22 protein-coding genes are annotated in these 23,323 nt (G+C 70.0%); 17 read left to right on the forward strand and 5 right to left on the reverse strand.

All coding sequences use genetic code 11. From position 1 onward, the window contains the following. Positions 1-51: 51 nt before the first annotated feature. Entirely contained in the window at positions 52-1,677 is a 1,626-nt protein-coding gene (locus J7E25_RS16180) for a stealth family protein (protein WP_214871195.1), read from the reverse strand. Positions 1,678-2,017: 340 nt separating this feature from the next. On the opposite strand from J7E25_RS16180, the gene J7E25_RS16185 reads away from it, so the two are divergent. The 7 genes from J7E25_RS16185 to J7E25_RS16215 all read left to right on the forward strand — a co-directional run bounded on the left by J7E25_RS16185 (position 2,018) and on the right by J7E25_RS16215 (position 7,305). Further along, positions 2,018-2,185: a hypothetical protein gene (locus tag J7E25_RS16185; protein ID WP_214871196.1), complete on the forward strand. Its 168-nt coding sequence runs from the start codon at positions 2,018-2,020 to the stop codon at positions 2,183-2,185. 57 nt (positions 2,186-2,242) lie between these two features. Continuing rightward, the gene (locus J7E25_RS16190) at positions 2,243-3,340 is read left to right on the forward strand and encodes an acyl-CoA desaturase (protein WP_214871197.1); all 1,098 of its coding nucleotides are present in this window, start codon (positions 2,243-2,245) and stop codon (positions 3,338-3,340) included. A gap of 4 nt (positions 3,341-3,344) precedes the next feature. Further along, a complete protein-coding gene (locus tag J7E25_RS16195) occupies positions 3,345-3,524 on the forward strand; it encodes a hypothetical protein (RefSeq protein ID WP_214871198.1) in 180 nt (59 codons plus the stop codon). 100 nt (positions 3,525-3,624) lie between these two features. Further along, positions 3,625-4,992, forward strand: coding sequence for an aminotransferase class V-fold PLP-dependent enzyme (locus J7E25_RS16200; RefSeq protein ID WP_214871199.1), 1,368 nt, complete (start codon positions 3,625-3,627; stop codon positions 4,990-4,992). Between the two features lie 143 nt (positions 4,993-5,135). Further along, positions 5,136-6,056: a bile acid:sodium symporter family protein gene (locus J7E25_RS16205; RefSeq protein WP_214871200.1), complete on the forward strand. Its 921-nt coding sequence runs from the start codon at positions 5,136-5,138 to the stop codon at positions 6,054-6,056. A gap of 45 nt (positions 6,057-6,101) precedes the next feature. Then, positions 6,102-6,779: a hypothetical protein gene (locus tag J7E25_RS16210; protein ID WP_214871201.1), complete on the forward strand. Its 678-nt coding sequence runs from the start codon at positions 6,102-6,104 to the stop codon at positions 6,777-6,779. A gap of 28 nt (positions 6,780-6,807) precedes the next feature. Continuing rightward, positions 6,808-7,305 carry an FBP domain-containing protein gene (locus J7E25_RS16215; RefSeq protein ID WP_214871202.1) on the forward strand — a complete coding sequence of 166 codons (498 nt, stop codon included), beginning with the start codon at positions 6,808-6,810 and terminating at the stop codon, positions 7,303-7,305. Positions 7,306-7,344: 39 nt separating this feature from the next. Here the strand turns inward: J7E25_RS16215 and J7E25_RS16220 are convergent, their stop codons facing one another. The 3 genes from J7E25_RS16220 to J7E25_RS16230 form a co-directional block, all read right to left on the reverse strand. Beyond that, the gene (locus tag J7E25_RS16220) at positions 7,345-8,115 is read right to left on the reverse strand and encodes an SGNH/GDSL hydrolase family protein (protein ID WP_214871203.1); all 771 of its coding nucleotides are present in this window, start codon (positions 8,113-8,115) and stop codon (positions 7,345-7,347) included. A gap of 89 nt (positions 8,116-8,204) precedes the next feature. Next, positions 8,205-8,399, reverse strand: a complete 195-nt coding sequence (locus tag J7E25_RS16225; protein WP_214871204.1) for a DUF1918 domain-containing protein — start codon at positions 8,397-8,399, stop codon at positions 8,205-8,207. Between the two features lie 105 nt (positions 8,400-8,504). Further along, a complete protein-coding gene (locus J7E25_RS16230) occupies positions 8,505-10,055 on the reverse strand; it encodes a PucR family transcriptional regulator ligand-binding domain-containing protein (RefSeq protein ID WP_214871205.1) in 1,551 nt (516 codons plus the stop codon). A gap of 143 nt (positions 10,056-10,198) precedes the next feature. On the opposite strand from J7E25_RS16230, the gene gabT reads away from it, so the two are divergent. The 8 genes from gabT to J7E25_RS16270 all read left to right on the forward strand — a co-directional run bounded on the left by gabT (position 10,199) and on the right by J7E25_RS16270 (position 18,416). Next, positions 10,199-11,602, forward strand: a complete 1,404-nt coding sequence (gene gabT / locus J7E25_RS16235; protein WP_214871206.1) for a 4-aminobutyrate--2-oxoglutarate transaminase — start codon at positions 10,199-10,201, stop codon at positions 11,600-11,602. Between the two features lie 148 nt (positions 11,603-11,750). Continuing rightward, positions 11,751-13,220 (forward strand): NAD-dependent succinate-semialdehyde dehydrogenase, encoded by a 1,470-nt coding sequence (locus J7E25_RS16240; RefSeq protein ID WP_214871207.1) that lies wholly within the window; start codon positions 11,751-11,753, stop codon positions 13,218-13,220. A 247-nt stretch (positions 13,221-13,467) separates the two neighbouring features. Beyond that, a complete protein-coding gene (locus tag J7E25_RS16245) occupies positions 13,468-14,847 on the forward strand; it encodes an NAD(P)/FAD-dependent oxidoreductase (protein ID WP_214871208.1) in 1,380 nt (459 codons plus the stop codon). A 242-nt stretch (positions 14,848-15,089) separates the two neighbouring features. Next, positions 15,090-15,650: a DUF937 domain-containing protein gene (locus J7E25_RS16250; RefSeq protein ID WP_214871209.1), complete on the forward strand. Its 561-nt coding sequence runs from the start codon at positions 15,090-15,092 to the stop codon at positions 15,648-15,650. A 227-nt stretch (positions 15,651-15,877) separates the two neighbouring features. After that, positions 15,878-16,324: a MaoC family dehydratase N-terminal domain-containing protein gene (locus tag J7E25_RS16255; RefSeq protein WP_214871210.1), complete on the forward strand. Its 447-nt coding sequence runs from the start codon at positions 15,878-15,880 to the stop codon at positions 16,322-16,324. Next, the gene (locus J7E25_RS16260) at positions 16,324-16,758 is read left to right on the forward strand and encodes a MaoC family dehydratase (protein ID WP_214871211.1); all 435 of its coding nucleotides are present in this window, start codon (positions 16,324-16,326) and stop codon (positions 16,756-16,758) included. Before J7E25_RS16255 ends, J7E25_RS16260 begins: the two co-directional genes overlap by 1 nt. Before the next feature lies 1 nt (position 16,759). Further along, a complete protein-coding gene (locus J7E25_RS16265) occupies positions 16,760-17,950 on the forward strand; it encodes a UDP-N-acetylmuramate dehydrogenase (protein ID WP_214871212.1) in 1,191 nt (396 codons plus the stop codon). Positions 17,951-18,008: 58 nt separating this feature from the next. Beyond that, complete coding sequence (locus J7E25_RS16270) at positions 18,009-18,416, forward strand: hypothetical protein (protein WP_214871213.1); 408 nt, start codon at positions 18,009-18,011, stop codon at positions 18,414-18,416. Here J7E25_RS16270 and J7E25_RS16275 read toward each other — a convergent pair. Beyond that, positions 18,328-20,016, reverse strand: a complete 1,689-nt coding sequence (locus J7E25_RS16275; protein WP_308164618.1) for a phosphatase PAP2 family protein — start codon at positions 20,014-20,016, stop codon at positions 18,328-18,330. The two genes, J7E25_RS16270 and J7E25_RS16275, sit on opposite strands and share 89 nt — an antisense overlap. Positions 20,017-20,679: 663 nt before the next feature. Here J7E25_RS16275 and J7E25_RS16280 point away from each other — a divergent pair. Together J7E25_RS16280 and J7E25_RS16285 are read left to right on the forward strand one after the other, a co-directional pair. Further along, positions 20,680-21,735, forward strand: coding sequence for a hypothetical protein (locus tag J7E25_RS16280; RefSeq protein ID WP_214871214.1), 1,056 nt, complete (start codon positions 20,680-20,682; stop codon positions 21,733-21,735). A gap of 126 nt (positions 21,736-21,861) precedes the next feature. Continuing rightward, a partial coding sequence (locus J7E25_RS16285; protein ID WP_214871215.1) for a PA14 domain-containing protein occupies positions 21,862-23,323 on the forward strand: 1,462 nt, incomplete at its 3' end.

The following is a 23,323-nucleotide window of genomic DNA, read 5'->3' on the forward strand; positions in this document are numbered from 1 at the left end:
GAACGAGGTCTTTGCCGGCGTGACCTCTAGCGCAGCGGGCAGTGCAGTTGCTCAGGCGGTGAGGTCGGGTACGGCTGGTTGGATGTCGGCGTGCGTGCGTGGCGAGGCATCCGTCGCCTGCTTCTCCCACGGCGCCGCGAACGGGAAGTACCCCTCGAGGAAGTCGATGACAGCACTCGTGCGCTCCTCGACGTCGATCTCGGGGAAGCTCCCGTCGTTCAGGCAGAACATGTCCTGGTTGCGGCGCTTCAGCAGCTGCCTCATCGCGGGCAGCGCCTTGCGCAGTGTCGTCTCGACGTACTTCACGCGCGCGTCGGTCTGCACGACGGCATGCCCGGCGAGCAGCGCGTAGTAGTGGTAGAGCGAGTTCGTCACCGAGATGTCGGTGGCCGAGCGGAAGCGGCTCGCCGCCGTGCGCCGGAACTCCTCGGGGAACGCCTGCTCGAGCTCGGCCATGACGCTCTTGCGGAGCGGAGCCGCGCAGTGCTCGAGGTGCCGGGTGGTGACCTTGCCGAATCGATCGCGCAAGAGGGCCCGGTTCACGCGTGCGGCGTTCTCGAAGCCGCTGCGGCCTGGGTGCGTGCCGCCGAGGCCGATGCGGGTCGAGGCCTCGACGAACTTCGTGATGCCGCCCGGCGAGAAGAACAGCGACGGGCTCACGGGCCGGCCGAAGAACATGTCGTCGTTCGAGTAGAGGAAGTGCTCGGCGAGGCCCTCGATGTGGTGCAGCTGGCTCTCGACGGCGTGCGAGTTGTGCGTCGGCAGCACGGAGGTGTCGGCGAACATCTCTTCGCTGCGAACGATCGTGACCTTCGGATGCTTCGCGAGCCAGCTCGGTGCGGGCGAGTCGGTCGCGATGAAGATGCGGCGCACCCAGGGTGCGAAGAGATGCACCGAGCGGAGCGCGTACTTCAGCTCGTCGATCTGGCGGTAGCGCGCCTCGGAGTCGTCGCCCTCGCCCACGACGTAGCTCTGCATGCGCTTCGCGCGTTCTCGCACGAACTCGTCGCTCGAGCCGTCGACCCACGAGAACACCATGTCGATCTCGAAGTCGACGTCGCTCGCGAGCGGCGCGAACATGTGCTCGATGGTCGGCCACTCGCGCCCGTGCAACTGCACGACGTCGTCGGTGGCCTCGGACCGGGGCAGCGTTCGGCGCATGAGCGCGTTCTCGACGGGCGCCTCGATGGTCTCGTCGCCGAAGCGCCAGAACTCGAGCTGCACCGCGGTCTCCTTGCCGTAGCGCAAGCGCCCGGCTGGTTCGACGCGGGGCCGGTGCACGCGCAGCACGGTGGGCTTGCGATGCGACGAGAGGCGTCCGTCGGCGAGCAGCACGGGGTGGGAGTCTGCCGCTCGTTCGGGCTCGATGGTCGCCGCGTAGAACGGCTCGTTCGCGAACGCCTCGGCGAATGCGCGGGCCACGGCCTTGCGCTCGGCGCGATCGACGGCGATCACGACGCGATCGTCGTTGCCGCGCACGAGGAGGAACGGGATGCCGGCCGCGTCGAGGGCGTCGCCCACGGCACGCAGGTCTTCGACCATCGACTCATGCGGCGTCATGTGGCCGTTGCGCAGCGCGTACTGGCCTTTGCGGATGACGAGGTCATCGCGATCGAATCGCGACAGGCGCGGGGCGGATGCCACGAGCACGAGTTCCGACGCATCGCTCAGCCGCATCGGCGGAGCGGGGGAGGGCTCCCGCTTCGCGAACGCATGCCCATTGTGCGGCTGTCGGTCAGGTGTTCGATCGCGGTCGGGTCTCGTCACGGAGCGGTTGCCTCCAGGGGTGGTGGTATGCGGCGCGAGATGCGCAGTGCTCTGATTGTACGGCGCGAGGCGGTCAGTTCACGCGGATCGACAGGGTATCCGATCCGGAGCCGGAACGCCGACCTGATTGCGCTCGACGGGCGCACTGGGCCGACACGCGACGATCGGCGTCGGTGGCGGAGTTTACAACGCCGCTGTGAGTCAGCCAAGGGCTATTCGCCGCCGAATATCACCGGCGTAGCCTTGAAGCATGTGGTGGACCGTGATCGTCATACTGCTCGTCCTCTGGGCGATCCTGTCGATCGTCGGGTTCGTCTTCGAGGGCCTGTTCTGGCTCGCACTGGTCGGCGCCGTGCTGTTTGTCGGCACGCTGATCATCGGCATCATCCGCCATCGCGGTCGGAGTCCCACCGTCTAGCCAGCCCTGAGTCCGCGTGCCCAGACCCCGCGTGCGGCGACGAAGAGAGAGGTCATCATGACCCCCGACATCGCCGACGTTCGTCACACCCGGACCGCGGCAGCAGGATCCAGCGCGCCGCCGGCGGGCGACTTCACGGAGCTGGCCCGCCGAATCAGGGATGCCGGGCTCATGCGCCGACGCTACGGCTACTACTGGACCAAGCTCATCGGCGTTCCCCTCGCGGTGACCGGCGCCCTGGCGCTGTTCGTCTGGATCGGCGACAGCTGGTGGCAGATGCTCACCGCTGTGGGATTCGCCGTGCTGTTCACCCAGATCGCATTCCTCGGGCACGATGCCGCGCACCGCCAGATCTTCCGCTCGGGGCGATGGAACGACTGGACGAGCCTGATCATCGGCGACCTCTTCATCGGCATGAGCTACGGCTGGTGGCAGAACAAGCACACGCGACACCATGCGAACCCCAACGAGATCGACACGGACCCCGACATCGACCTGCCCGTCGTCGCGTTCACGCCCGATCAGGCGGCGCGGCCACGACCCGCGCTCCTGCGCTGGCTCATCGCGCACCAGGGCGCCTTCTTCTTCCCGATCCTGCTCCTCGAGGGCCTCTCCCTGCACGCCTCGAGCGTGCACCGCGTCTTCGCTCGGGAGCGCGTCGACCGGCGCCCGGTCGAGATCGCGTTGCTCGCGTTCCGGATCGTCGGCTACCTCACGATCGTGTTCCTCGTGCTCTCGCCCGACAAGGCGTCCGTCTTCCTCGCGATCCAGCTCGGCCTCTTCGGCTTCTACATGGGCATGTCGTTCGCCCCGAACCACAAGGGCATGCCGCTCGTTCCGAAGGGGATGAAGCTCGACTTCCTTCGGCGGCAGGTGCTCATGAGCCGGAACATCCGTGGGAACCGGGTGCTCGATGTCGCCATGGGCGGACTCAACTACCAGGTCGAGCACCACCTGTTCCCCTCGATGCCGCGCCCCCACCTCCGGCGCGCCGCTCCGATCATCCAAGAGTACTGCCGCGACCACGACGTGCCGTACACGCAGACCACGCTCGTGGAGTCGTATGCCATCGTGTTCCGCTACATCAACCGGGTCGGCCTCGGCGAGCGGGATCCGTTCGAGTGCCCGCTCCTGGCGCAACGCTCGAGCATCTGAGTGCATGACGGCGAGTGACGTGCCGTTCCACCGTGTGACGGCCCGCCTCGCGGCATCCGCTCGCCGTGCCTCGCGTCGGAGCAGGTCGCCCGTCGTCTCACTCGTCGCCGTCTCAGGCAGCCTGCACTCGCCGTCGAAGACCACCGTGCTCGGCGAACCGGAGGCAGCGCCCCCGCTTCCATGACCGAATGTTTCGCGGCATGACACCGTGCGGCGTCTCGCGGTTGAGGGGTTGCCGCGGCATCCGTAGCCTCGTGCCACACGAGTTGCGAGGAGTGCGCACCATGATCGGCATCGAGGAGCCAACGACGGCGACGCTGTCGGCGCCTCGACGAGCGGTGTCGGATGCCGCGGCCACGTCGGCGACCACGGCGCCCGCGGCACTCGGGCCCCTCGCCGTGCTCGCCGACGCGGGCCTCGAGGTGCCGGTGCTCGGCGGCGCATTCGTGCGCCACGTCAACCTCGACGTCGCCGCCTCCGCGCCGGCACTCGAGGCCGTGACCGCGCACGTCGCGCGCGTGTTGCCCTACTACTCGAGCGTGCACCGCGGCTCGGGCTACCCGTCGCAGCTCTCGACGACGCTCGTCGAGGAGGCGCGCGGCACGGTCGCCCGCCATGTCGGCGCCCGCGACGACGACCTCGTCGTCTTCACGCGCAACACGACCGACGCGCTCAACCTGCTCGCGAGCGCAGTGCCGGGCGACACCGTGGTGCTCGATCTCGAGCACCACGCGAACCTGCTGCCGTGGCGTGCCGACGCGCGGCGCGTGGTCGTGGCCCGCCGCACGATCGCCGAGACACTCGATGCGCTCGACGCAGAGCTCGCCCGATGTCCGGCCGCGCTGCTCACGGTGACGGGCGCGTCGAACGTCACGGGCGAGGTGCTGCCCATCGCGAGGCTCGCCGAGCTCGCCCACGCGCGAGGCGCGCGAGTCGCGATCGACGCCGCGCAACTGCTGCCGCACCGCAGGGTCGACATCGCGGCATCCGGCATCGACTACCTCGCCTTCTCGGGCCACAAGGCGTACGCGCCGTTCGGCGCCGGTGCGCTCGTCGGGCGCGCGGACTGGCTCGACGCGGCACCGGCACACCTCGCCGGCGGGGGAGCGGTCGCCGCCGTGCGCTTAGACGGCGTCGACTGGAAGCGGGGCGCCGAACGCCACGAGGCGGGCACGCCGAACGTGATCGGCATCGCGGCGCTCGCCCGCGCGCTCACCGAGCTCGAGCGGATCGGCGAGACGGCGCGAGCGAGTCACGAGCGGGCCCTCACCGAGCGCCTGCACGCTGGGCTCGCCGCGCAACGCGGCATCCGGGTCATCCGCGGCTTCGACGACGCCGACGACCGGCTCGGCATCGCGACCATCGAGCTCGAGCGCGGCTCGGTGGGGCGGCTCGCCGCGGCGCTCGCCGCCGAGCACGGAATCTCGGTGCGCGCGGGCCGGTTCTGCGCCCACCCCTTCTTCGATCGAGTGGCGACGAGGGGGAACGGGCTGCGCGCGAGCCTCGGCGCGGGCACCTCCGCCGACGACGTCGACCGGTTCCTCGCGGCGCTCGCCGTGCTCATCGCCGACGGCCCGGCCCACGAGTACGAGCGATCGGCGGCCGGCTGGTGCCCCGTCGACGACGATCGACCCCGGCCGGCGTTCGACTGAGCCCGGGCCGCTCCCTGCGGCTGCCTGCGTCTCGCAACGACGCTCGGCGGCCCCGCCCGCACCGCCGATCTCGCCCGTCTCGCTGAGATCGCCGCGCGTTCTGGGGCATTCCCACCGCGTCATCCGTGCGCCACACTGAGCGCATGGGATCAGCGCTGACCACCATCGGATTGCCCGTCGCCCTCGGCATCATCATGTTCGGCCTGGGCCTCTCACTCACTCCGGTCGACTTCTCGCGCGTCGCGAAGCACCCGAAGGCCGTGGTCGTCGCCCTTCTCTGCCAGATCGTCGTGCTGCCCGCGCTCTGTCTCGCGCTCGTGCTGCTCTTCCGGCTGCCGCCCATGCTCGCGGTGGGCATGATGCTGCTCGCCGCATCGCCCGGCGGCACCACCGCGAACCTGTACAGTCACCTGTTCCGCGGTGACGTCGCCCTGAACATCTCACTCACCGCGATCAACTCGGTGCTCGCCGTCGTCACGGTGCCGTTCATCACGAACCTCGCGATCGGGTATTTCCTCCCCGGGAACGACGAGCTCGGCCTGCAATTCGCGAAGGCCGTGGAGGTATTCGCGATCGTGCTCATCCCCGTGGTGCTCGGCATGCTCGTGCGATGGTGGCGGCCGGCCTTCGCCGACCGCATGGACCGGCCTGTGCGCATCGCCTCCGTCGTCATCCTCGTGATCGTCATCGCCGGGGCGATCGTCGCGAACCTCGAGCTGCTCATGGAGAACGCAGGCCGCCTCGCCGGCATCACGATCGCTTTCTGCCTGTTGAGCCTCACGGTCGGCTACCTCGTGCCGCGGCTGCTGCGCGTCAACCGCACGCAAGCGATCGCGAGCTCGTTCGAGATCGGCATCCACAACGCGACACTCGCGATCGTGATCGCCCAGACGGTGATCGGGAGCGTCGAGATGAGCCTGCCCGCGGCGGTCTACGGCGTGCTCATGTTCTTCATCGCGCTCGCCTTCGGGTTCCTCATCCGCGGCAGGGAGAGTGCCGAAACGGATGCCGCGGCCACCGCAGTGCCCGCGGCGCCCGGGGCCGCGCAACCACCGGGGAGCTGAAGCACGCGGCAGCGGACATCCCGCCGCCGGCAACCAGGGCAGGAGATGGCAACCGAAGACGATCTGGAACGTCGCCGAGACGAGTTGCGGCGGATCGTCTTCGGCGACTCCGGTGAGCCGCCCGCCGAGGTCGCGGCCGAGCTCGCCGCCGTGGAGCGGGAGCTCGCCGCCGTCGAGCGGCAGCTCGCCGCGCGCGGCGGCTCGGCGGTCGACGCGGCCAAGGACGTGGAGGGCGCCCGTCGGCTGTCGCGGGGCTGGGCGCTGCTCGTCGCGGCCGGGGTCCTCCTGCTCGTCATCGTCGGCCTGGCGGTGCTCGCCCCCGTGCGGGAGTCGCTCTCGCCGCCGCGCGGCCTCGAGGTGTTCGACCGGCCGCCGACCGCTGAGGAACAGGACCAGGCTCGCGATGTGGTGGCCAGGGCTCACCTGGGGGCGAGGGGCGACGTGGTGCTCCGCTCACTCGGCCACGTCGTCGGCTACGAGTTCTGGGCGATGCTCGACGACGACCAGGTGTGCCTGCTCTCGCGGCGTGAGTTCTTCTTCGACTGGCTCGCGACGTGCACCTCGCTCGAGCGGTTCGCCACGTACGGGCTCACGAGGTGGATCTCGGTCGACGACATCGGTTTCGCGGCGAGGCCGTTCCGGGCGCAGCCCGACGACATCGTCGTCGTGAGCTGGGGACCGCGATCGTCGGAGGTCGAATGGCGCGTCGCGCCCGGTTCGTAGACTGGGAGCAGCGCACGAGGGGAGATGCATGCAGCCGCTGGTTGAGAGCGACATCCGCTCCGCACTCGGGAACGCGAACGAAGCCGAGCTCGCCCAGTTGTCGCTGCCCGTGCACTTCTTCGTCGCCGAGTGGGCGCACCTCGACGCGTTCGGCTGGCGCGACCCGAGGATCGCGCCCCGCGGCTACCTCGTGACGGAGCTCGACGGTGCGCCGGCCGGCGTCGTGCTGCGTGCGGCCGAGCGGAGCGGCTCGCATCATCGTGCCGCCATCTGCAACCTCTGCCACACGCAACAGCCGGGTGACCAGGTGGTGCTCTTCTCGGCGCGGCGTGCGGGTGCCGCCGGCGTGCGGGGCGATAGCGTCGGCACGTACATCTGCAGCGACCTGGCCTGCCAGGAGACGGTGCGCCTCGGCCGTCCAGCTGCCCCGTCCGAGGTGCAGCCGACCGCGATCGAGCTCGAACGCATCGAGGGCCTCGCAAGACGCACGCGAGCGTTCGTCGCCGACGTGCTCGCGGCGCGCTGAGCGCTCAGCGCCGAGCGCCGAACGTTCGGCGCTCAGGCGTCAGCGCGAGGCATCCGAAGCCAACGGCTCGAGCGTCGGCCGCTTGGCGGTGCGCCCGTCGCCCGATGAGCGGCCCGTGAGGCGGCGCCCGATCCACGGCAGCACGAACTCGCGATAGTAGGCCGCGGTGTTGCGGCTCCGAGGCCCCGGCGGCGCGGCGGCGACTTCGGCGACACCCCACTCGGGCGGCACCGGAACGTCGAGCGCGGTGAGCACATTGCTCGCGACCCGCGCGTGACCGAGCGAATTGAGGTGCAGCTTGTCGGCCGACCAGTACCGGATGTCGCGAAGGCCCCGGTCGGAGAAGTTGTCGACGAACGTGACGCCGTCGAGCTCGGCGAGATCGTGGAGCGCCGCAGTGAGGCGCGCGCCGCGGGCGTCGAAGACGCGGCCGAGCGGCAGGTGCTCGGTGGGATTCGCCCCGCTCAGCATGAGCACGTGGATGCCCTCACCCCGGATGCGATGCACCGCCTGCCGGAAGCGGTCGGCCACGGCCACCTCGGGCATCCGCGGGCGGAGCATGTCGTTGCCGCCGCCGTTGAAGCTGATCACCTCGGGGCGCAGCCCGATCGCCGCCTCGAGCTGCTCTTCGATGATCGGGCCGAGCTTGCGGCCGCGGATCGCGAGGTTCGCGTAGCCGATCGGCTCGCGTGCCGCGGCGGCCAGCCCCAGTGCGACGAAGTCGGCCCACCCGCGCACACCGCCGTCGGGCAGCTCGTCGCCGACACCCTCGGTGAAGCTGTCGCCGATCGCGACGTAGGAGTGGAACATGCGTCAACGCTAGCGTGACGGATGCCGCGGCATCCGTGCGTCTTCCGATCCTCCTGCGTCCGCTTGGGCGCCGTGACGGTGCGGCTGGCTCAGCGCGACGTCTGCTGGTGCTCGAGCTCGCAGTCGGCCCCGGGGTAGAGGAGCGTCTCGTGGCCGTCGTCGAAGCGCACGAAATAGGGCGGCCCGCCATCTTCGCCGCGCACTTCGAGGATCTCGCCGTGGCGGTCGGCCTGCCCGACTTGCTTGCCATGGATGACGAGGCGTTCGCCGACGACAGCTTGCATCGCATTCCCCTCCCGCTCATTCCAGCGTACGCCTGGGCCTCACGGCGCGAAAGGGTCGAACAGGCGGGCGAGCGGATGCCGCGGGGCGAGCGGATGCCGCGGGCGTCAGCCGACGGCGAGGAGCGCCGCCCACAGGTCGGCGCGCGCGTGGAATCCCGAGAGGTCGCGGCCGAGGAGCCGTTCGGCGAGCGCGATCCGGCTGCGCAGGGTGTGGCGGTGCACGCCGAGCTGCCGTGCGGTGGCGTCGAACTGGCCGCCGTGCTCGAGCCATGCCCGGGTCGTCGCGACGAGGTCGGTGCCGTTCGCGGCGTCGTGCTCGGCGAGGGGAGCGAGCGTCGCGAGCGCGACGGCCCGTGCGTCGGTGCGGGCGAGGAACGCGAGCACCCCCTGCCGACTGATCTCCTCGAACGCGACCACCCCGGCTCCCGACTCCCGGGCGCGCTCGAGCGCGCGCATCGCCTGCTCGTGCGCTCGCGCGATGCCGTCGGCCGCGACCGGGTCGGACACTCCGACGGGCAGCTCGAACTCGGCGGCGAGCTCGTCGGCGATCGCGGCGTCGCCCTCCTCGAGCACGAGCACGACCCGTTCCTCGTCGCGTCCGAAGAAGAGCCGCCCGCCGCGCTCGTCGACACGCAGTTCGAGCAGCTCGGTGAGGCGATCGACATGTTCGGCGGGGGCATCCGTCACCGCGATGCGCACCGGAGCAGCGGGCAGCGGCCCCCACATCTCGGCGGAGACGCGCTCCGCCAGCGACATGTCACCGGCGAGGATGCCGCGCAGGAGCCCCGAACGCAGGTGTCCGCGTGCGCGGTCGAGGTCGCGGTTCTGCTCGAGCGCGAGCCCCGCGAGCGCGATGACCGACGTGACGACCTCACGCCCGGCCTGGTCGAGCTCAGCGGAGTCGCCGATGGCGAGCACGCCGCGAAGCGCCCCGCCGCCGCCGAGGGTCTGCAGCGTCATCCGCTGCGGGTGGTCCGTTGACTCGCCGGCGACGAGGGTGCGGCTCGCGCGCTGCCCGCGGCGCAGCATCGACCGGGCCTCGCCGACGACCTCGCCGAGCGCCGGCTGGCCGAGTTCGCCCGCGGGCGCCTCGCGATCGAGCGAGCCGGTCGCGTCGATGAGACCGACCCACGCGCCGATGCGGTTCGAGAGCTCCGCGAGCGTCGCCGAGAGACCGTCGGGCCGGAGCGCCGCGAGTGAGATCGCGCGCTGCGCTGCGAGGGCCCAGGTGTGCCGTGCGTAGGCGTCTTCGGCGAGCAGGTCGGCGACGGTGCGCACGATGGCGATGAATGGGGTGGGATACGGAACCTCGAAAAGCGGCAACCCTTGCGCATCGCAGGCCGCGACGAGTGCCTCGGGCGTGCCGGCGCGGATCACCTCGGTGCCGAAGCCGAGGGCGGCGATGCCCGTCGCGCGCAGCCGGCCGACGTACGCATCGGCGAACTCGGCACCGGCACCGGCATCGGCCTCGAACTGGGTGCCGGTCGTGAGGAGCACGTGTCCGGCATCGAGGAAGGGCGTCGGATCGGGGAGGTCGGAGCTGTGCGCCCACGTCACGGGAGCGGCAAGCGCCCCGGCCCCCAGCCGGTCGGCGGGCGTGAGCAGTGTGAGGGCGAGCTCGGGGCGGTCGAGCAGGGTCTGCACGGTCGGCTGCATCGGACGCTCCTTCCGGTCACACCCTTGTACGCGGTGTCCAACAACCTGCACCTGAGTGTACACACGGGCGCTGGGGCCATCCGTTCGCCGCCGCATAGCATTGCCGCACCCAGAGACCGCCGTCACCTCGCATCGGAGCAGCCATGACTCTCGTCGACACCCCTGCCACGACCGGCACCTCGACCACGACCGGCACCGCTGCCACGGCACCCGCCGTCATCGGTGGCCCGGCCCTCGCGCAGGAGCGCCGTCTCGTCACGGCGATTCCCGGCCCGCGCTCGCAAGAGCTCATGGCGCGGAAGGCGGCCGCCGTCGCGTCGGGTGTGGGCACGACGATCCCCGTCTCGGTGGTCGCCGCGGGTGGCGGCGTCATCGTCGACGCCGACGGCAACTCGCTCATCGACCTCGGTTCGGGCATCGCCGTCACGGGCGTCGGCAACTCCAACCGGCGCGTCGTCGAGGCGGTCACCGCCCAGCTGAACGCCTTCACGCACACGTGCTTCACGGTGGCGCCGTATGACGCATACGTCGACGTCGCCGAGGCGCTCAACCGGCTGACTCCCGGCGACCACGCCAAGCGCTCGGCGCTCTTCAACTCGGGCGCCGAGGCGGTCGAGAACGCCGTGAAGATCGCCCGTCACTCCACGAAGCGGCAGGCCGTGGTCGCCTTCGATCACGCGTATCACGGCCGCACGAACCTCACCATGGGCCTCACGGCGAAGAACATCCCGTACAAGAGTGGCTTCGGCCCGTTCGCGCCCGAGGTGTACCGCGCGCCGCTGTCCTACCCGTTCCGCGACGGCGGACTCTCGGGCGCAGAGGCGGCCGCCCGCGCCATCACCCAGATCGAGAAGCAGGTCGGCTCCGAGAACCTCGCGGCCCTCATCATCGAGCCCATCCAGGGCGAGGGCGGCTTCATCGTGCCAGCCGCCGGCTTCCTCCCGGCGCTCACCGACTGGGCGAAGCAGCACGACGTCGTGTTCATCGCCGACGAGGTGCAGACCGGCTTCGGCCGCACCGGCGCGTGGTTCGCGAGCGAGCACGAGGGGATCGTGCCCGACCTCGTCGTCACGGCGAAGGGCATCGCGGGCGGCCTGCCGCTCTCGGCGGTCACCGGGCGCGCCGAGATCATGGACTCCGCGATGGCGGGCGGCCTCGGCGGCACCTACGGCGGCAACCCGCTCGCGTGCGCCGCCGCGCTCGCCTCGATCGCCGCCTACGAGGAGGACGGCTTCATCGAGCGCGCCCGTGAGATCGGGGCGGTGCTGCTCGGACGCCTGAACGCCCTGCGCACGGCCGACGCCCGCATCGGCGACGTGCGCGGCCGCGGTGCGATGGTCGCGATCGAGCTCGTCGACCCGGCGACCGGCGCACCCGATGCGGCGCTCACGGAGAAGGTCGTCGCGCACGCGCACGCCAATGGAGTCGTGCTGCTCACGTGCGGCACCTACGGTAACGTGATCCGCTTCCTCCCGCCGCTCACGATCTCAGACGAACTGCTCATCGACGGCCTCGGCGTCGTGGCAGAGGGGCTGAAGCTCGAATGACCGATCTCGGTGCGACGCCATCCCGGCTCGCCGCGTGCCTCCCGCTGGCGCACCGACGAGGCGGAGTCCAGACTGGAAGGGCGGATGCCGAGCCCGACGCCACACCCTCCACCCGAACGGCTCGCTTCACACGGAACGGAACGCACTGATGACCGACACCATGCAGGAAACCACCGTCCTCGACCGCGTCGCCGACGGGCTCTTCATCGGCGGCGAATGGGTCGCCGCCGAGGGCGGCAAGACCCTCGCGGTCACCGACCCGTCGACCGGCCAGACCATCAAGGAGATCGCGGATGCCTCCGTCGCCGACGGCATCCGCGCCCTCGACGCCGCCGTGGCCGCCCAAGACGTGTGGGCCGCGACGGCACCGCGCGAACGCGGCGAGCTGCTCCGCCGTGCGTTCGATCTGCTCCAGGAGCGCAAGGAGGACTTCGCGCTCCTCATGACCCTCGAGATGGGCAAGCCGCTCGCCGAGGCGCGCGGCGAGGTCGTCTACGGCGGCGAGTTCCTCCGCTGGTTCAGCGAAGAGGCCGTGCGCATCACCGGCCGCTACGGACTGAACCCCGAGGGCACCGGGCGCATGATCGTCTCGCAGCGCCCCGTCGGCCCGTCGTTCATGATCACGCCCTGGAACTTCCCGCTCGCGATGGCGACCCGCAAGATCGCCCCCGCGCTCGCCGCCGGCTGCACGGTCGTCATCAAGCCACCGGCACTCACCCCGCTCACGACGATCGCGTTCGTGCAGCTGCTCGAGGAGGTGGGCCTCCCGGCCGGTGTCGTGAACGTCATCGCGACGAGCACGTCGTCGAAGGTGTCGGGCCCGATCATCGCCGACCCGCGCCTGCGCAAGCTCTCGTTCACCGGCTCCACCGAGGTCGGCCGCAGTCTCCTCCAGCAGGCAGCGCAGGGCATCCTGCGCACCTCGATGGAGCTCGGCGGCAACGCCCCGTTCGTCGTCTTCGAAGACGCCGATCTCGACAAGGCCGTCGACGGCGCGATGATCGCGAAGTTCCGCAACATCGGGCAGGCGTGCACCGCCGCGAATCGCTTCATCGTGCATGAGTCGATTGCCGAGGCGTTCGCGACCCGGGTCGCCGAGCGAGTGAAGGCGATGAAGGTCGGCCGCGGCACCGACGAGGGCGTGAACATCGGTCCGCTCATCGACGCCAAGGCGGTCGCCTCCACCGACGCGCTCGTCCATGACGCCGTCGACCGCGGCGCCACGGTGCTCACGGGCGGAAACCGCATCGACGGCGACGGCACGTTCTACGCGCCCACCGTGCTCGCGGGAGTCGCAGCCGGCAGCCGCATGCTGAAGGAGGAGATCTTCGGCCCCGTTCTCGGCATCTCGACCTTCGCCGACGAAGACGAAGCGGTGAGACTCGCCAACGCCACCGAGTACGGCCTGGTCTCCTACGTGTTCACGCAAGACCTCGCCCGCGGACACCGCATGATCGAACGCCTCGCCACCGGCATGATGGGCCTGAACACCGGCCTCGTCTCGAACGCGGCCGCGCCCTTCGGCGGCGTCAAGCAATCGGGCATCGGCCGCGAGGGCGGCTTCGAGGGCATCCACGAGTACCTCGACACGAAGTACACGCTCATCCCGGTGAGCTGACGGTCGAGCGGATGCCGCAGCCGCTCGCCTCGCGGCATCCGCCCCCTCATGTCCACAATTCAGGAGAGTCCGCTGCTGCGCCGGCCGCTGAGGGCTCAGAATTCAGGACCCGCCCCGGAGGCCGGAGCCGGATGACGCGCCTTCTCCGCTCTGACCGAGCGGCAGTGCGCAACAACTCCTGAATTCTGAACGGAGCACCGTCACAGGGCTCCTGAATTCTGCACGGACGAACGAAACGGAACACAACATGGAACGCATCGACTGCGACGTCGTCATCGTGGGGGCCGGGGCATCCGGCCTCACCGCTGCCACCCGCCTGAAGGCCGCCGGCCGCTCGGTCGTCGTGCTCGAAGCGCGCGACCGCGTCGGCGGGCGACTCTGGACCGACGATATCGACGGCGCGATGCTCGAGATCGGCGGCCAGTGGGTCTCGCCCGATCAAGACGCGCTCATCGAGACGCTCGACGAGCTCGGCCTCGAGACCTACCCGCGCTATCGCGAGGGCGTGAACATCTACATCGGGCCCGACGGCGCGCTCAAGCGGTTCGAGGGTGAGATCTTCCCGGTGCCGCCGGCGACCGAGCAGGAGATCGTCACCCTCATCGACAAGCTCGACGCACTCGTCGCCGAGATCGACCCCGACCGCCCGTGGCATCACCCGCAGGCGAAGGACCTCGACGAGATCTCGTTCGCACACTGGCTCGAGACGCAGACCGACGACGAGGAGGCGCGCGAGAACATCGGCATGTTCATCGCTGGAGCCATGCTCACCAAGCCTGCCCATGCGTTCTCGGCCCTGCAGGCGCTGCTCATGGCGGCCTCCGCCGGCTCGTTCTCGAACCTCGTCGACGCCGACTTCATCCTCGACCGCCGTGTCGTCGGCGGTCTCCAGCAGGTGCCGCTGCTCCTCGCCGAGCGGCTCGGCAGCGCAGTCCGCCTCGGTCAGCCCGTGCGCACGGTTCAGTGGGCTCTGCCTTCCGAGGGCAAGGGGGATGCCCCTGACGCCGGCGTCGTCGCGGTGACCGACGATCTCGAGGTGCACGCGAAGCACGTCGTGCTGGCGGTCCCACCCGTCCTCATCAGCCGCATCTCGTACGAACCGCCGTTGCCGCGCCGCCAGCAGCAGTTGCACCAGCACCTCTCGATGGGCCTCGTGATCAAGGTGCACGCCGTCTACGAGACGCCGTTCTGGCGTGACGCAGGCCTCTCGGGCACGGCGTTCAGCCCGTACGAGCTCGTGCACGAGGCGTACGACAACACGAATCACGACGACCCGCGTGGCACGCTCGTCGGATTCGTCGCCGACGAGGCCGCCGACGGCGTCTTCTCGCTGACGCCCGAGGAGCGGAAGGCCCGGATCCTCGAGTCGCTCTCGCACTACTACGGCGAGCAGGCGAAGCATCCGGTGGTCTACTACGAGAGCGACTGGGGATCGGAGGAGTGGACCCGCGGCGCGTATGCGGCGAGCTTCGACATGGGCGGCCTCGCGCGCTACGGCGCCGACCTGCGCACCCCGGTCGGCCCCGTGCACTTCTCGTGCAGCGACATGGCGGGCAAGGGGTACCAGCACGTCGACGGCGCAATCCGCGTCGGCCGCGACGTCGCCGACGAGATTCTGGCAAGCTGACCGGCTTCAGGGGTTGCCCGCCGCTGCTTCCGCCCTCCTCATATGAGTCCTGCGTGACGCGAGGCGAGACTCACATGAGGAGACTCAGATGACCTCGTCGCGCGGACCGCGTTCAACAGAACGGTTCTGACGAGCGCCGGCGCGCGGTACCGGTGACGGATGCCCCTTCCGCGTGCGGCATCCGCCCGGCTACCGTGAACCGTGGGGGCGTCCGACGGCGGGCGCGGGAAGTGGGGATCAGCATGGCTGCACTCGACGACATCAAGGCCGACCTGCCGATGGGCGACATCGCCCGGCGACTCGGCGTCGACGAAGCGACCGCCCGGAAGGCCGTCGACGACGCGCTGCCGACGCTGCTCGCCGGCATGGGCGCGAACGCCACCGACCCGGCTGGCGCGGCGTCGCTCGAGAAGGCGGTCACGAAGCACGACCCCAAGCTCGTCGAGGGCGGAGTGAACCTCGCCGATGTCGACGAGGAGGACGGCAGGAAGATCGTGCGGAACGTCTTCGGCGGCAATACCGACCAGGTCGTGAAGGCGCTCGACAGCAAGGAGGGCGGGGGGCTCGGCCCGATCATCCAGCAGCTCCTGCCGATCCTCGCGCCGATCGTCATGGCTTGGCTCGCGAAGAAAATCACGAAGAAGCAGGAGGGTGCGGGGGCTGCTCCGGCCGAATCCGGCTCGGGCGGCGGCCTCGGCGACCTGCTCGGCGGCCTGCTCGGCGGCAGCTCATCGGGTTCGGGAGGCTCCGGCGGGGGCCTCGGCGACCTCCTCGGCGGGCTCCTCGGCGGCGGCAAGCGCTGACGTCGACCGCGCCGTTCAGGGGGAGCGCCCCGCCCGCGGCGAAGCCGGCAGCCAGTGGTCGAGTGGGCCCCCGGCGAAGCGGGCAGCAGCCGCTGGTCGAGTAGCGCCCGGCGAAGCCGGACGCGTATCGAGACCACCCTCGGCCCCGATGGGTGGCCTCGATACGGTCCTTCGGTCCTACTCGACCACCGGAAGCGTTGCCGGACCCGCCCCAATAGACTGTCCGGGTGCCACTGAACCCCGAGTTGCAGGGGCGGGTCTTCCCGCCCACCGAGCCCTACCTCGTCGGCCGCGAGAAGGTGCGTGAGTTCTCGCGCGCCGTCTTCGCGACGAACCCGGTCAACCTCGACGTCGAGGCGGCGCGCGCCGCCGGATACGACGACATCGTCGCGCCGCCCACGTTCGCCGTCGTCGTGCAGGAGCTCTCGCTCGCCCAACTGCTCGCCGACCCCGAGGCGGGCATCGACTTCTCCCGAGTCGTGCACGGCGACCAGCGCTTCACCTCGACGCGGCCCATCGTCGCGGGCGACGAGCTCACCGCGACCCTCACGGTCGCGAGCGTGAAGTCGCTCGGGCCGCACTCGATGGTCACCGCCCAGTCCGAGATCACGGATGCCGCGGGCGAGCACGTCGTCACGAGCATCTCCACCCTCGTCGTGCGAGGAGACGACTGATGACCATCACCACGACCCCCGACCTTCCCTCCCTCACCGTTGGTGACATCGTCGCGGAGCGCTCCTTCCCGCTCACCCGCGACTCCCTCGTGCGATACGCGGGCGCCTCAGGCGACTTCAATCCCATCCACTACCGCGACGACATCGCCCACGCCGTCGGCCTGCCGGGCGTGCTCGCCCACGGCATGCTCACGATGGGCCTCGCGGTCCAGGCGGTCGTCGACTGGGCTGGCGATCCCGGCCGCATCGTCGACTACCAGGTGCGGTTCACTCGCCCGGTCGTGGTCGACCCCGAGCTCGGCGCCATCGTGACGGTCATCGCCAAGGTGGGCCAGCTCGACGAAGAGGCTCGAGCCGCCCGCATCGACCTCACGGTGAAGGTCGGCGACGAGACGGTGCTCGGCAAGGCGCAAGTGCGCGTCATCCTCGGCTGACATGGTGAGCGACGTCCGATTCGCCGAACTCACGACCTTGCATGTCGGCGGGCCGATCGAGCGCCTCGTCACGGGCACCACCCAGCGTGACCTGGTCGACCTCGCCCGCGAGGCCTGGTCGTCGGGCGCGCCATGGCTCGTGCTCGGCGGCGGCTCCAACCTGCTCGTCGGCGACGACGGCTTCGCCGGCACCGTGGTGCGCGTGGCCACTCGCGGCATCGAGGTGCTGCCCGGCGGCGACGACGGAGCATCCGTTCTCCTGCGGGTGCAAGCGGGGGAGTCGTGGGACGAGCTCGTGGCCTTCACGGTCGATCGCGGGTACTCGGGCATCGAGGCGCTCTCGGGGATTCCGGGCTCGGTCGGTGCGGCGCCGGTGCAGAACATCGGCGCCTACGGCCAGGAGCTCGAGTCGACGCTCGTCGCGATCGAGTTCCTCGACGAGTTCGCCGACGAGCCACGCCGCATGACCGCCGCCGAACTCGAACTCGGCTACCGCACGTCGGTGCTGAAGCGCGGGCTGCCCGGCATCGTCATCTCGATCGAGCTGCGCCTGCACGACACGTCGGCCGAGCGGGCGGTGCTCGGCGAGGCACTCGGCCAGCCCATCGCCTACGGCCAACTCGCCGACGCGCTGCATGTGCAGCTCGGCGACCGCGTTCCGATCGCCAGCGTGCGCCAGAGCGTGCTCGCGCTGCGCGCGGCGAAGGGCATGGTGCTCGACGACACCGACCTCGACTCGGTGAGCGCCGGATCGTTCTTCACGAACCCGATCGTCAGCGAACGTGTCTCCCGCACGCTGCCAGGCGCGGCTCCGCGCTGGTACCTCGCGCCCGACGAGCCCGACGCGGTGCTCCCGCTCGCCGGCGGCCTCGCGCAGTCGCCGCTCGACGAGTTCCTCGCGCTCGAGGCATCGTTCGAGGCATCCGACACGGTGACGGATGCCGGGGCCGGCGAGCCGCTCGTGAAGCTCTCGGCCGCGTGGCTCATCGAACAGTCGGGCATCCACCGAGGCTTCACGCTGCCCGGCTCGCGCGCGGCGATCTCGTCGAAGCACACGCTCGCACTCACCAATCGCGGCGGCGCGAGTGCCGACGAGATCGTGCAGCTCGCCCGCTTCGTGCAGCACCGAGTGCAAGCCGAGTTCGGCATCGTGCTGCACCCCGAGCCGGTGCTCGTCGGCATCGAGCTCTAGCGGGATTCGCGCGAACCCGACCCTTTCGCGCGCGAAGCCGGTCGATAGTGTGGAATACGTGATCAGTGAGGATTGGCTTCCGCACCGACGTGCCATCGACGGCGAGCTCGCCGGCTACCTCGTGCCCGCGGCGGGCGCGCTGGGGCGATTCGCGCCCGTGACGATCATCGGCACCATCATCGAGCCCGAGACGGGGCCGCTTCCGGAGGCGGAGGCGAGGGCGCTCGTCGAGGCTCGAGGGCTCGAAGAACTCCATGGGCGGTGGTGGGCGGAGCTTCCGGCGCCGCTGCTTCCGGGTGTGCTCGATGCCTCCAATCCGGTGGCCGGCTGGGAGTGGCGCCTGGTCGTGATCGTCGAGGCCGATGACGAGCGATGCGTCATCCGGCCGCAGTACCCGACCAGTGAGGAGCGCGGGTCGAGCGCGGTGCTGCCCGTGCCGGTCGGCGAGTTGCTGCGCCCTGAGTGAAGTTTCGTGCTGCGCCGTCGCGCGATCCGGTCGCCGGCCGGTAGACGTCGAGCGCCGCGGGCACGATCTGCAGCGTCGTTCGGTAGCCCGGCACGGCGAGCTCGGCGGATGCCTCCTCGGCCGCCTCGAGCGAGACCTCGCCGTCGTGCGCGAATCCGGGCGGCTGCCCGTGACGGGGGCGCACGATGACCTCGAGCGACTCCGTCCGGAACGACTCGATGCGCTCGGGCAGGAGTCTCAGCCGCCGCAGCATCGCGCTCGTGCGCCGGCCGAAGGCGAGCGAGGCGGCGGCCCGGGCGCGTGAACCGGCGTGCAGCATGCGCACGTCGAGCACGCCGCCGTCGAGCCGCCGCCGCTGCAGCGGGGCCGGAGTGCCGGGGTCGTTGGCGCCCACGCCGACGAAGAGCGTCCACACGCGCGCACGGCGGCCGTTCATCACGATCGTCACGGGCTCCGATCCCATCAGCACGCGCACGGCGGAGATGAGCGCTGCCGGCCACTTTCCGTAGCGTTCCTCGAGGCGTTCGCGCTCGGCGACGAAGTCGGGGTAGACGCCGACCGAAGCGGTGTTCAGCACCGTGATCGGAGGTTCGTCGCCGAAGGCGAGCTCGGCGACATCCGCTCGCACGCCCTCGCCGCGCTGTAGGGCGTCGACGGCGAGGTCGACGGATGCCGCGCCCGCCGTGCGTGCGAAGTGGTTGAACGTGCCGCCGGGCACGACGAACAGTGGCAGCCCGGCCGCGCGCGCCTCGTGGGCGACGGCCGCGACCGACCCGTCGCCGCCGCACACCCCCAGGATGCGCGGGGGATCGGAGCGTGCGAGGGCTCGGTGCACGGCCTCGGCGGCGGTCTCATCGTGCAACTCGTGAAGTTCGGCGCGCGGGAGTCGTTCGGCGATCACCGCGGTGGGGTCGAAGCGCATGACGCTCGTGCCCGACGAGCGGTTGACGACGACGAACACGCCCTCGCCGTCGGGCGCGGCCGGCAACGGCCGGTCCTCTCCGGTCGGCGGCGGGCCGGGAGCAACGCCGGGCTGTGGCCTCACGAGGAGTGCGCCGGCGGCCGCGACGGTCGCCCCGAGGGCGAGGCCGCCGACGACGTCGGATATCCAGTGCGCGCCCGTGTGCAGCCGCGAGTAGCCCACGCCGAGCGCGACGGGCACGATGGCTGCACCGAGCCGGGGGCTCTCGAGGGCGACGCCGGTTGCGAAGGCGGCCCCGCTCGCCGAGTGCCCCGACGGGAACGACGGCGTGATGGGCGGCTTCGGCAGGTGCCGCCCGATCGGCACGTCGGCGAGGAGCGGCCGGTCGCCGCCGAACACCTTCTTGGCGATGACGTTCGTGAGCGCGCTCGCGACGAGCAGCGAGAGCAGGCCGCGGGCCGCGGTGCGTCGGCGCCTCGTCACGGCGAGCACCCCGGCGAGCGTCCACCACAGCACGCCCTTGTCGGCGAATCCCGAGAGGCGGCCCCAGAACCGATCGACCGCGGGGTGCGCGTGCCGGCCGTTGACCGCACGCCCGACCGCGGCATCCGCCCGGCGAAGCCAATGCGGCAGGATGCGCGTGCGTCGTACGGCGACTCTGAGGCTCGTGAAGGCCACGACGCCAGCGTAGGCGGCTCACCCGTCGAGGTCGACGGGGTTGCGCTCCGGCCGATGCTTCGGCGAGTGGCCGAGATCTTGCGGATTCCCGGAGCAGGCGACCATCGGCAAAGATCATCGCCGCACTCGCCGCTGAGCCGGCCGAAGGCCAAATAACGTAGCCGGTCTGTTTTCTCACCGTCAACGCCCCTTTCTGGGGCATCGGAGAGTATCTCCGTTTCGTTGACCGGGGAGTTGATTGGCTGGTACTTCTCAAGTCCCCAGTTTTCGGAGGTCTTGTGCGCAGATCGGTCTCATCCCTCGTCGGTGTTGTTGCTGCGATGGCGTTGGTTGGTGGACTGTTCGTGGAGCCGGGCTTCCCTGCCGCTGCGGAGGAGCCTGAGGTGGGTTCGCCTGGTGAGGCCGAGCTCCTGCAGCTTCCGCTGGAATCCGATGAGTCCCCGGCCGAGGTGTTGCCGGTGCCGTCGACGCCCGATTCGATGCAGCCGGAGAATCCGGAGCTGGCTGGGCAGGAGACGCTGACCGAGGAGGAGGTGCTCGCCGCGCTCGCCCCGGACGAGTCGGAGGAGGCTGAGGCGCCGATCCGCGAGTCGGATCTGCCGTCGGACTCGTTGATCTCCAAGCGGGGACGCGTTCTCGGACACGTACGACCTCGGCGACGGGATGCATATCACCCGGACGAGCCCGGAGCAGATCAACGTCCGGCAGGACGGGGAGTGGAAGGAAATCCAGACCGACGTCCAAGGTGTCGGGTTCTGGTCGTTCCTGGGGATCGGCGGCGGCGAGGTTCCGGTGCACCCGCTGGCGCCGCAGTTCGCTGAAACCGCATCCGACGACGGCGTGCTCCGCGTAACGCATCAGGGCCACAAGGTGGCCTACACGCTGGAAGGCGCGGGCGGCTCAAAGCTGCAGCGGAACCTGGGCTTGGGGGAGAGGGACGAGGTCTCATACGGCGACGTGTTCCCGGCGACAGACCTGATCTACCAGGTGCAGAACGCCGGGGTGGAGCAGCTGTTCCGGCTGGATGAGGCACCCGGCGCGGAAGGCCGCACGTCGTGGACGTGGCAGGTGGACTCCGACGAACTGGAGTTGTCGAAGACCGAGGATGGGGTCATCGAGTTCCGCGACCAGAACGACAAAGTCGTGCTCATGGTGCCGCCATTGCAGGCGTGGGACTCGGCTGGGCAGTCAGGTACGGAGGCGAACGTCTCCGTCGGGTTGGACACGAAGCTCTCCGGGAAGGGGTCGGACTGGACGATCACGGTCCTCGCGGACCGGTCATGGCTGAACGCGAAGTCCCGCACGTATCCGGTCTGGATCGACCCGGCCGCCGCGGTGGTCTATGTGGACCCTACGTACAACTACAGGTCGAACGTAACGCCGGCCTACTTCAACCAGAGCATCCAGATCGGGAACACGGGCAACGGCTACCTCTGGCGCACCGTCGCGCACTATAACTATGAGCAGTTCTTCGGCAAGCAGATCCTGGACGCGAACCTCGCCTTCGAGGGCATCAGCGCCGACTCTACGCCTACCGTTCGGTGGGGTGAGCTGGACTGGGCCAGCGGGTTCTCCTACAACGGGGTCGGGCATCCGCTGGGCGGACTGTACGCCGACAGCTCGAGCGGCTACGTCAATGATGACCGGCTGACCCAGCAGATCGTGGACTGGGTCAACACGAGCGGGCCCAACGGGTACCTGATGCACCGTGGTGACTAGTCCGTTCCCTATTCCTACAAGCGGTTCAGCGGCGCAGCCATGATCGTTGGGTGGAAGGACTTCCCGACCGCGGGCACGAGGGCGGCGCCAGCGCCGGCGAATGGTGCGTATTCGAATGAGACTCCGGTGTTGAAGATCGGCGGGTACACCGACCCGGGCGGCGGCGGCTTGGCCTATCAGTTCCGGATTGGCACTTCGGCGGCGGCGGTGGACTCTGGCGATGTGTGGGAATCCGACTGGGCACTGAGCGACCAGGTGACGGTTCCGGTGACGAAGCTGCAGCCGGGGACGACGTACTACTGGAAGGGGTACGTCAAGGATGGTTGGGATGACGACCAATTCGGGACGTCCACCGTTCGTGGCACCGCAACGTATTCGTTCACGGTGCGCACCCCGGCGATGCCGGCGCAAGGGTCGAGCCTGCCCGTAGACGGGACGGTCCTCGCGGATCTGGTGCCGACGCTATCGGTGCCGCCGGCGACGAACCAGTTCGGGCAGGCCCCGGAGTATCGGTTCACGGTCGCGACCGGACTGGACGGGACGACCGGCGCGGTGGCGCGTTCGGGCTGGCAGGCGGCAACGACCTGGCAGGTCCCCGCGGGTGTCCTCCAGGACGGTGGTGCGTACGCCTGGGCGGTGCAGACCAAGGATAGTTACGGTGAGTCCGGCCCGCAGTGGGTGAACCGGTTGACGATTAACCTCCGAATCGGTGCGTCCGGCCCATCACCTATGGATTCCGCCGGCCCAGTGTCCGTGAACTTGGCGAACGGGAACGCGAGCCTTTCGTTCTCCTCACCCACGGTCACAACTGTGGGCGGCCCGATGGGCCTCACGTTCCGGTACAACTCGCAGCAGCCCTCGAACCTGGGCCTGACCGGGTCGTACTATGACGCGACCCCGGAGGACGGCGAGGAAGCGGACTATGAGATCGGGACCCGGAAGCCTGTCCTGATCCGCACCGACCCCCAGGTGTCGTTCCAGTGGGCGTACGGCTCGCCGGGTCCCGCGGTGCCCGAGGATGACTTCATCGCCCACTGGAACGGTTTCGTCCGGGTCCCGGCCGCCGGCTCGTACCAGTTCGGGGTGATGCGCGACGACGGCACGAAAGTCACCATCGGCGGGCAGACCGTGGTCGACAAGTACTTCCTCACCGACACGGGCGGGGAGATCGAATGGGGCGACAGTCGGCAATTCAACGACACCAACTCCACCGAGTTCGTGATGGACTACTTCCACACCGGAGGTCTCGCGTACACGGAGCTGTGGGTCAAGTACACCCTGAACGGGGTGCAGAAGGAGCACATAGTCCCAGCTGACTGGTTCACGAGGACCCGACCGATCCTCCCGCCCGGCTGGACCGCGTCGACCCCGATCGCTGGCTCGAACGTGTACCAGTCGGTGCGGGTCTCGGAGACGTCGCTCGCGTTCCTGGACTGGTCCGGGAACCCGCACACCTACATGAAGGAATCCGACGGCGGCTACACCCCGCCCGCCGGGGAGTCCGGTACTGCGAGCTTGGACGAGGCCGGTCAGGTCGTATTGACCGACGAAGCCGGAACCGTATACAGGGGTCTGCTGATGGTTCGGT

The organism is Agromyces sp. ISL-38 (assembly GCF_018613935.1).
Lineage (GTDB): Bacteria > Actinomycetota > Actinomycetes > Actinomycetales > Microbacteriaceae > Agromyces.

Coding starts and splice junctions, on each gene's coding strand:
- J7E25_RS16180 (WP_214871195.1), bottom strand. CDS start 1,677: ATGCGGCTGAGCGATGCGTCGGAACTCGTGCTCGTGGCATCCGCCCCG.
- J7E25_RS16185 (WP_214871196.1), top strand. CDS start 2,018: ATGTGGTGGACCGTGATCGTCATACTGCTCGTCCTCTGGGCGATCCTG.
- J7E25_RS16190 (WP_214871197.1), top strand. CDS start 2,243: ATGACCCCCGACATCGCCGACGTTCGTCACACCCGGACCGCGGCAGCA.
- J7E25_RS16195 (WP_214871198.1), top strand. CDS start 3,345: ATGACGGCGAGTGACGTGCCGTTCCACCGTGTGACGGCCCGCCTCGCG.
- J7E25_RS16200 (WP_214871199.1), top strand. CDS start 3,625: ATGATCGGCATCGAGGAGCCAACGACGGCGACGCTGTCGGCGCCTCGA.
- J7E25_RS16205 (WP_214871200.1), top strand. CDS start 5,136: ATGGGATCAGCGCTGACCACCATCGGATTGCCCGTCGCCCTCGGCATC.
- J7E25_RS16210 (WP_214871201.1), top strand. CDS start 6,102: ATGGCAACCGAAGACGATCTGGAACGTCGCCGAGACGAGTTGCGGCGG.
- J7E25_RS16215 (WP_214871202.1), top strand. CDS start 6,808: ATGCAGCCGCTGGTTGAGAGCGACATCCGCTCCGCACTCGGGAACGCG.
- J7E25_RS16220 (WP_214871203.1), bottom strand. CDS start 8,115: ATGTTCCACTCCTACGTCGCGATCGGCGACAGCTTCACCGAGGGTGTC.
- J7E25_RS16225 (WP_214871204.1), bottom strand. CDS start 8,399: ATGCAAGCTGTCGTCGGCGAACGCCTCGTCATCCATGGCAAGCAAGTC.
- J7E25_RS16230 (WP_214871205.1), bottom strand. CDS start 10,055: ATGCAGCCGACCGTGCAGACCCTGCTCGACCGCCCCGAGCTCGCCCTC.
- gabT (WP_214871206.1), top strand. CDS start 10,199: ATGACTCTCGTCGACACCCCTGCCACGACCGGCACCTCGACCACGACC.
- J7E25_RS16240 (WP_214871207.1), top strand. CDS start 11,751: ATGACCGACACCATGCAGGAAACCACCGTCCTCGACCGCGTCGCCGAC.
- J7E25_RS16245 (WP_214871208.1), top strand. CDS start 13,468: ATGGAACGCATCGACTGCGACGTCGTCATCGTGGGGGCCGGGGCATCC.
- J7E25_RS16250 (WP_214871209.1), top strand. CDS start 15,090: ATGGCTGCACTCGACGACATCAAGGCCGACCTGCCGATGGGCGACATC.
- J7E25_RS16260 (WP_214871211.1), top strand. CDS start 16,324: ATGACCATCACCACGACCCCCGACCTTCCCTCCCTCACCGTTGGTGAC.
- J7E25_RS16265 (WP_214871212.1), top strand. CDS start 16,760: ATGGTGAGCGACGTCCGATTCGCCGAACTCACGACCTTGCATGTCGGC.
- J7E25_RS16280 (WP_214871214.1), top strand. CDS start 20,680: ATGCATATCACCCGGACGAGCCCGGAGCAGATCAACGTCCGGCAGGAC.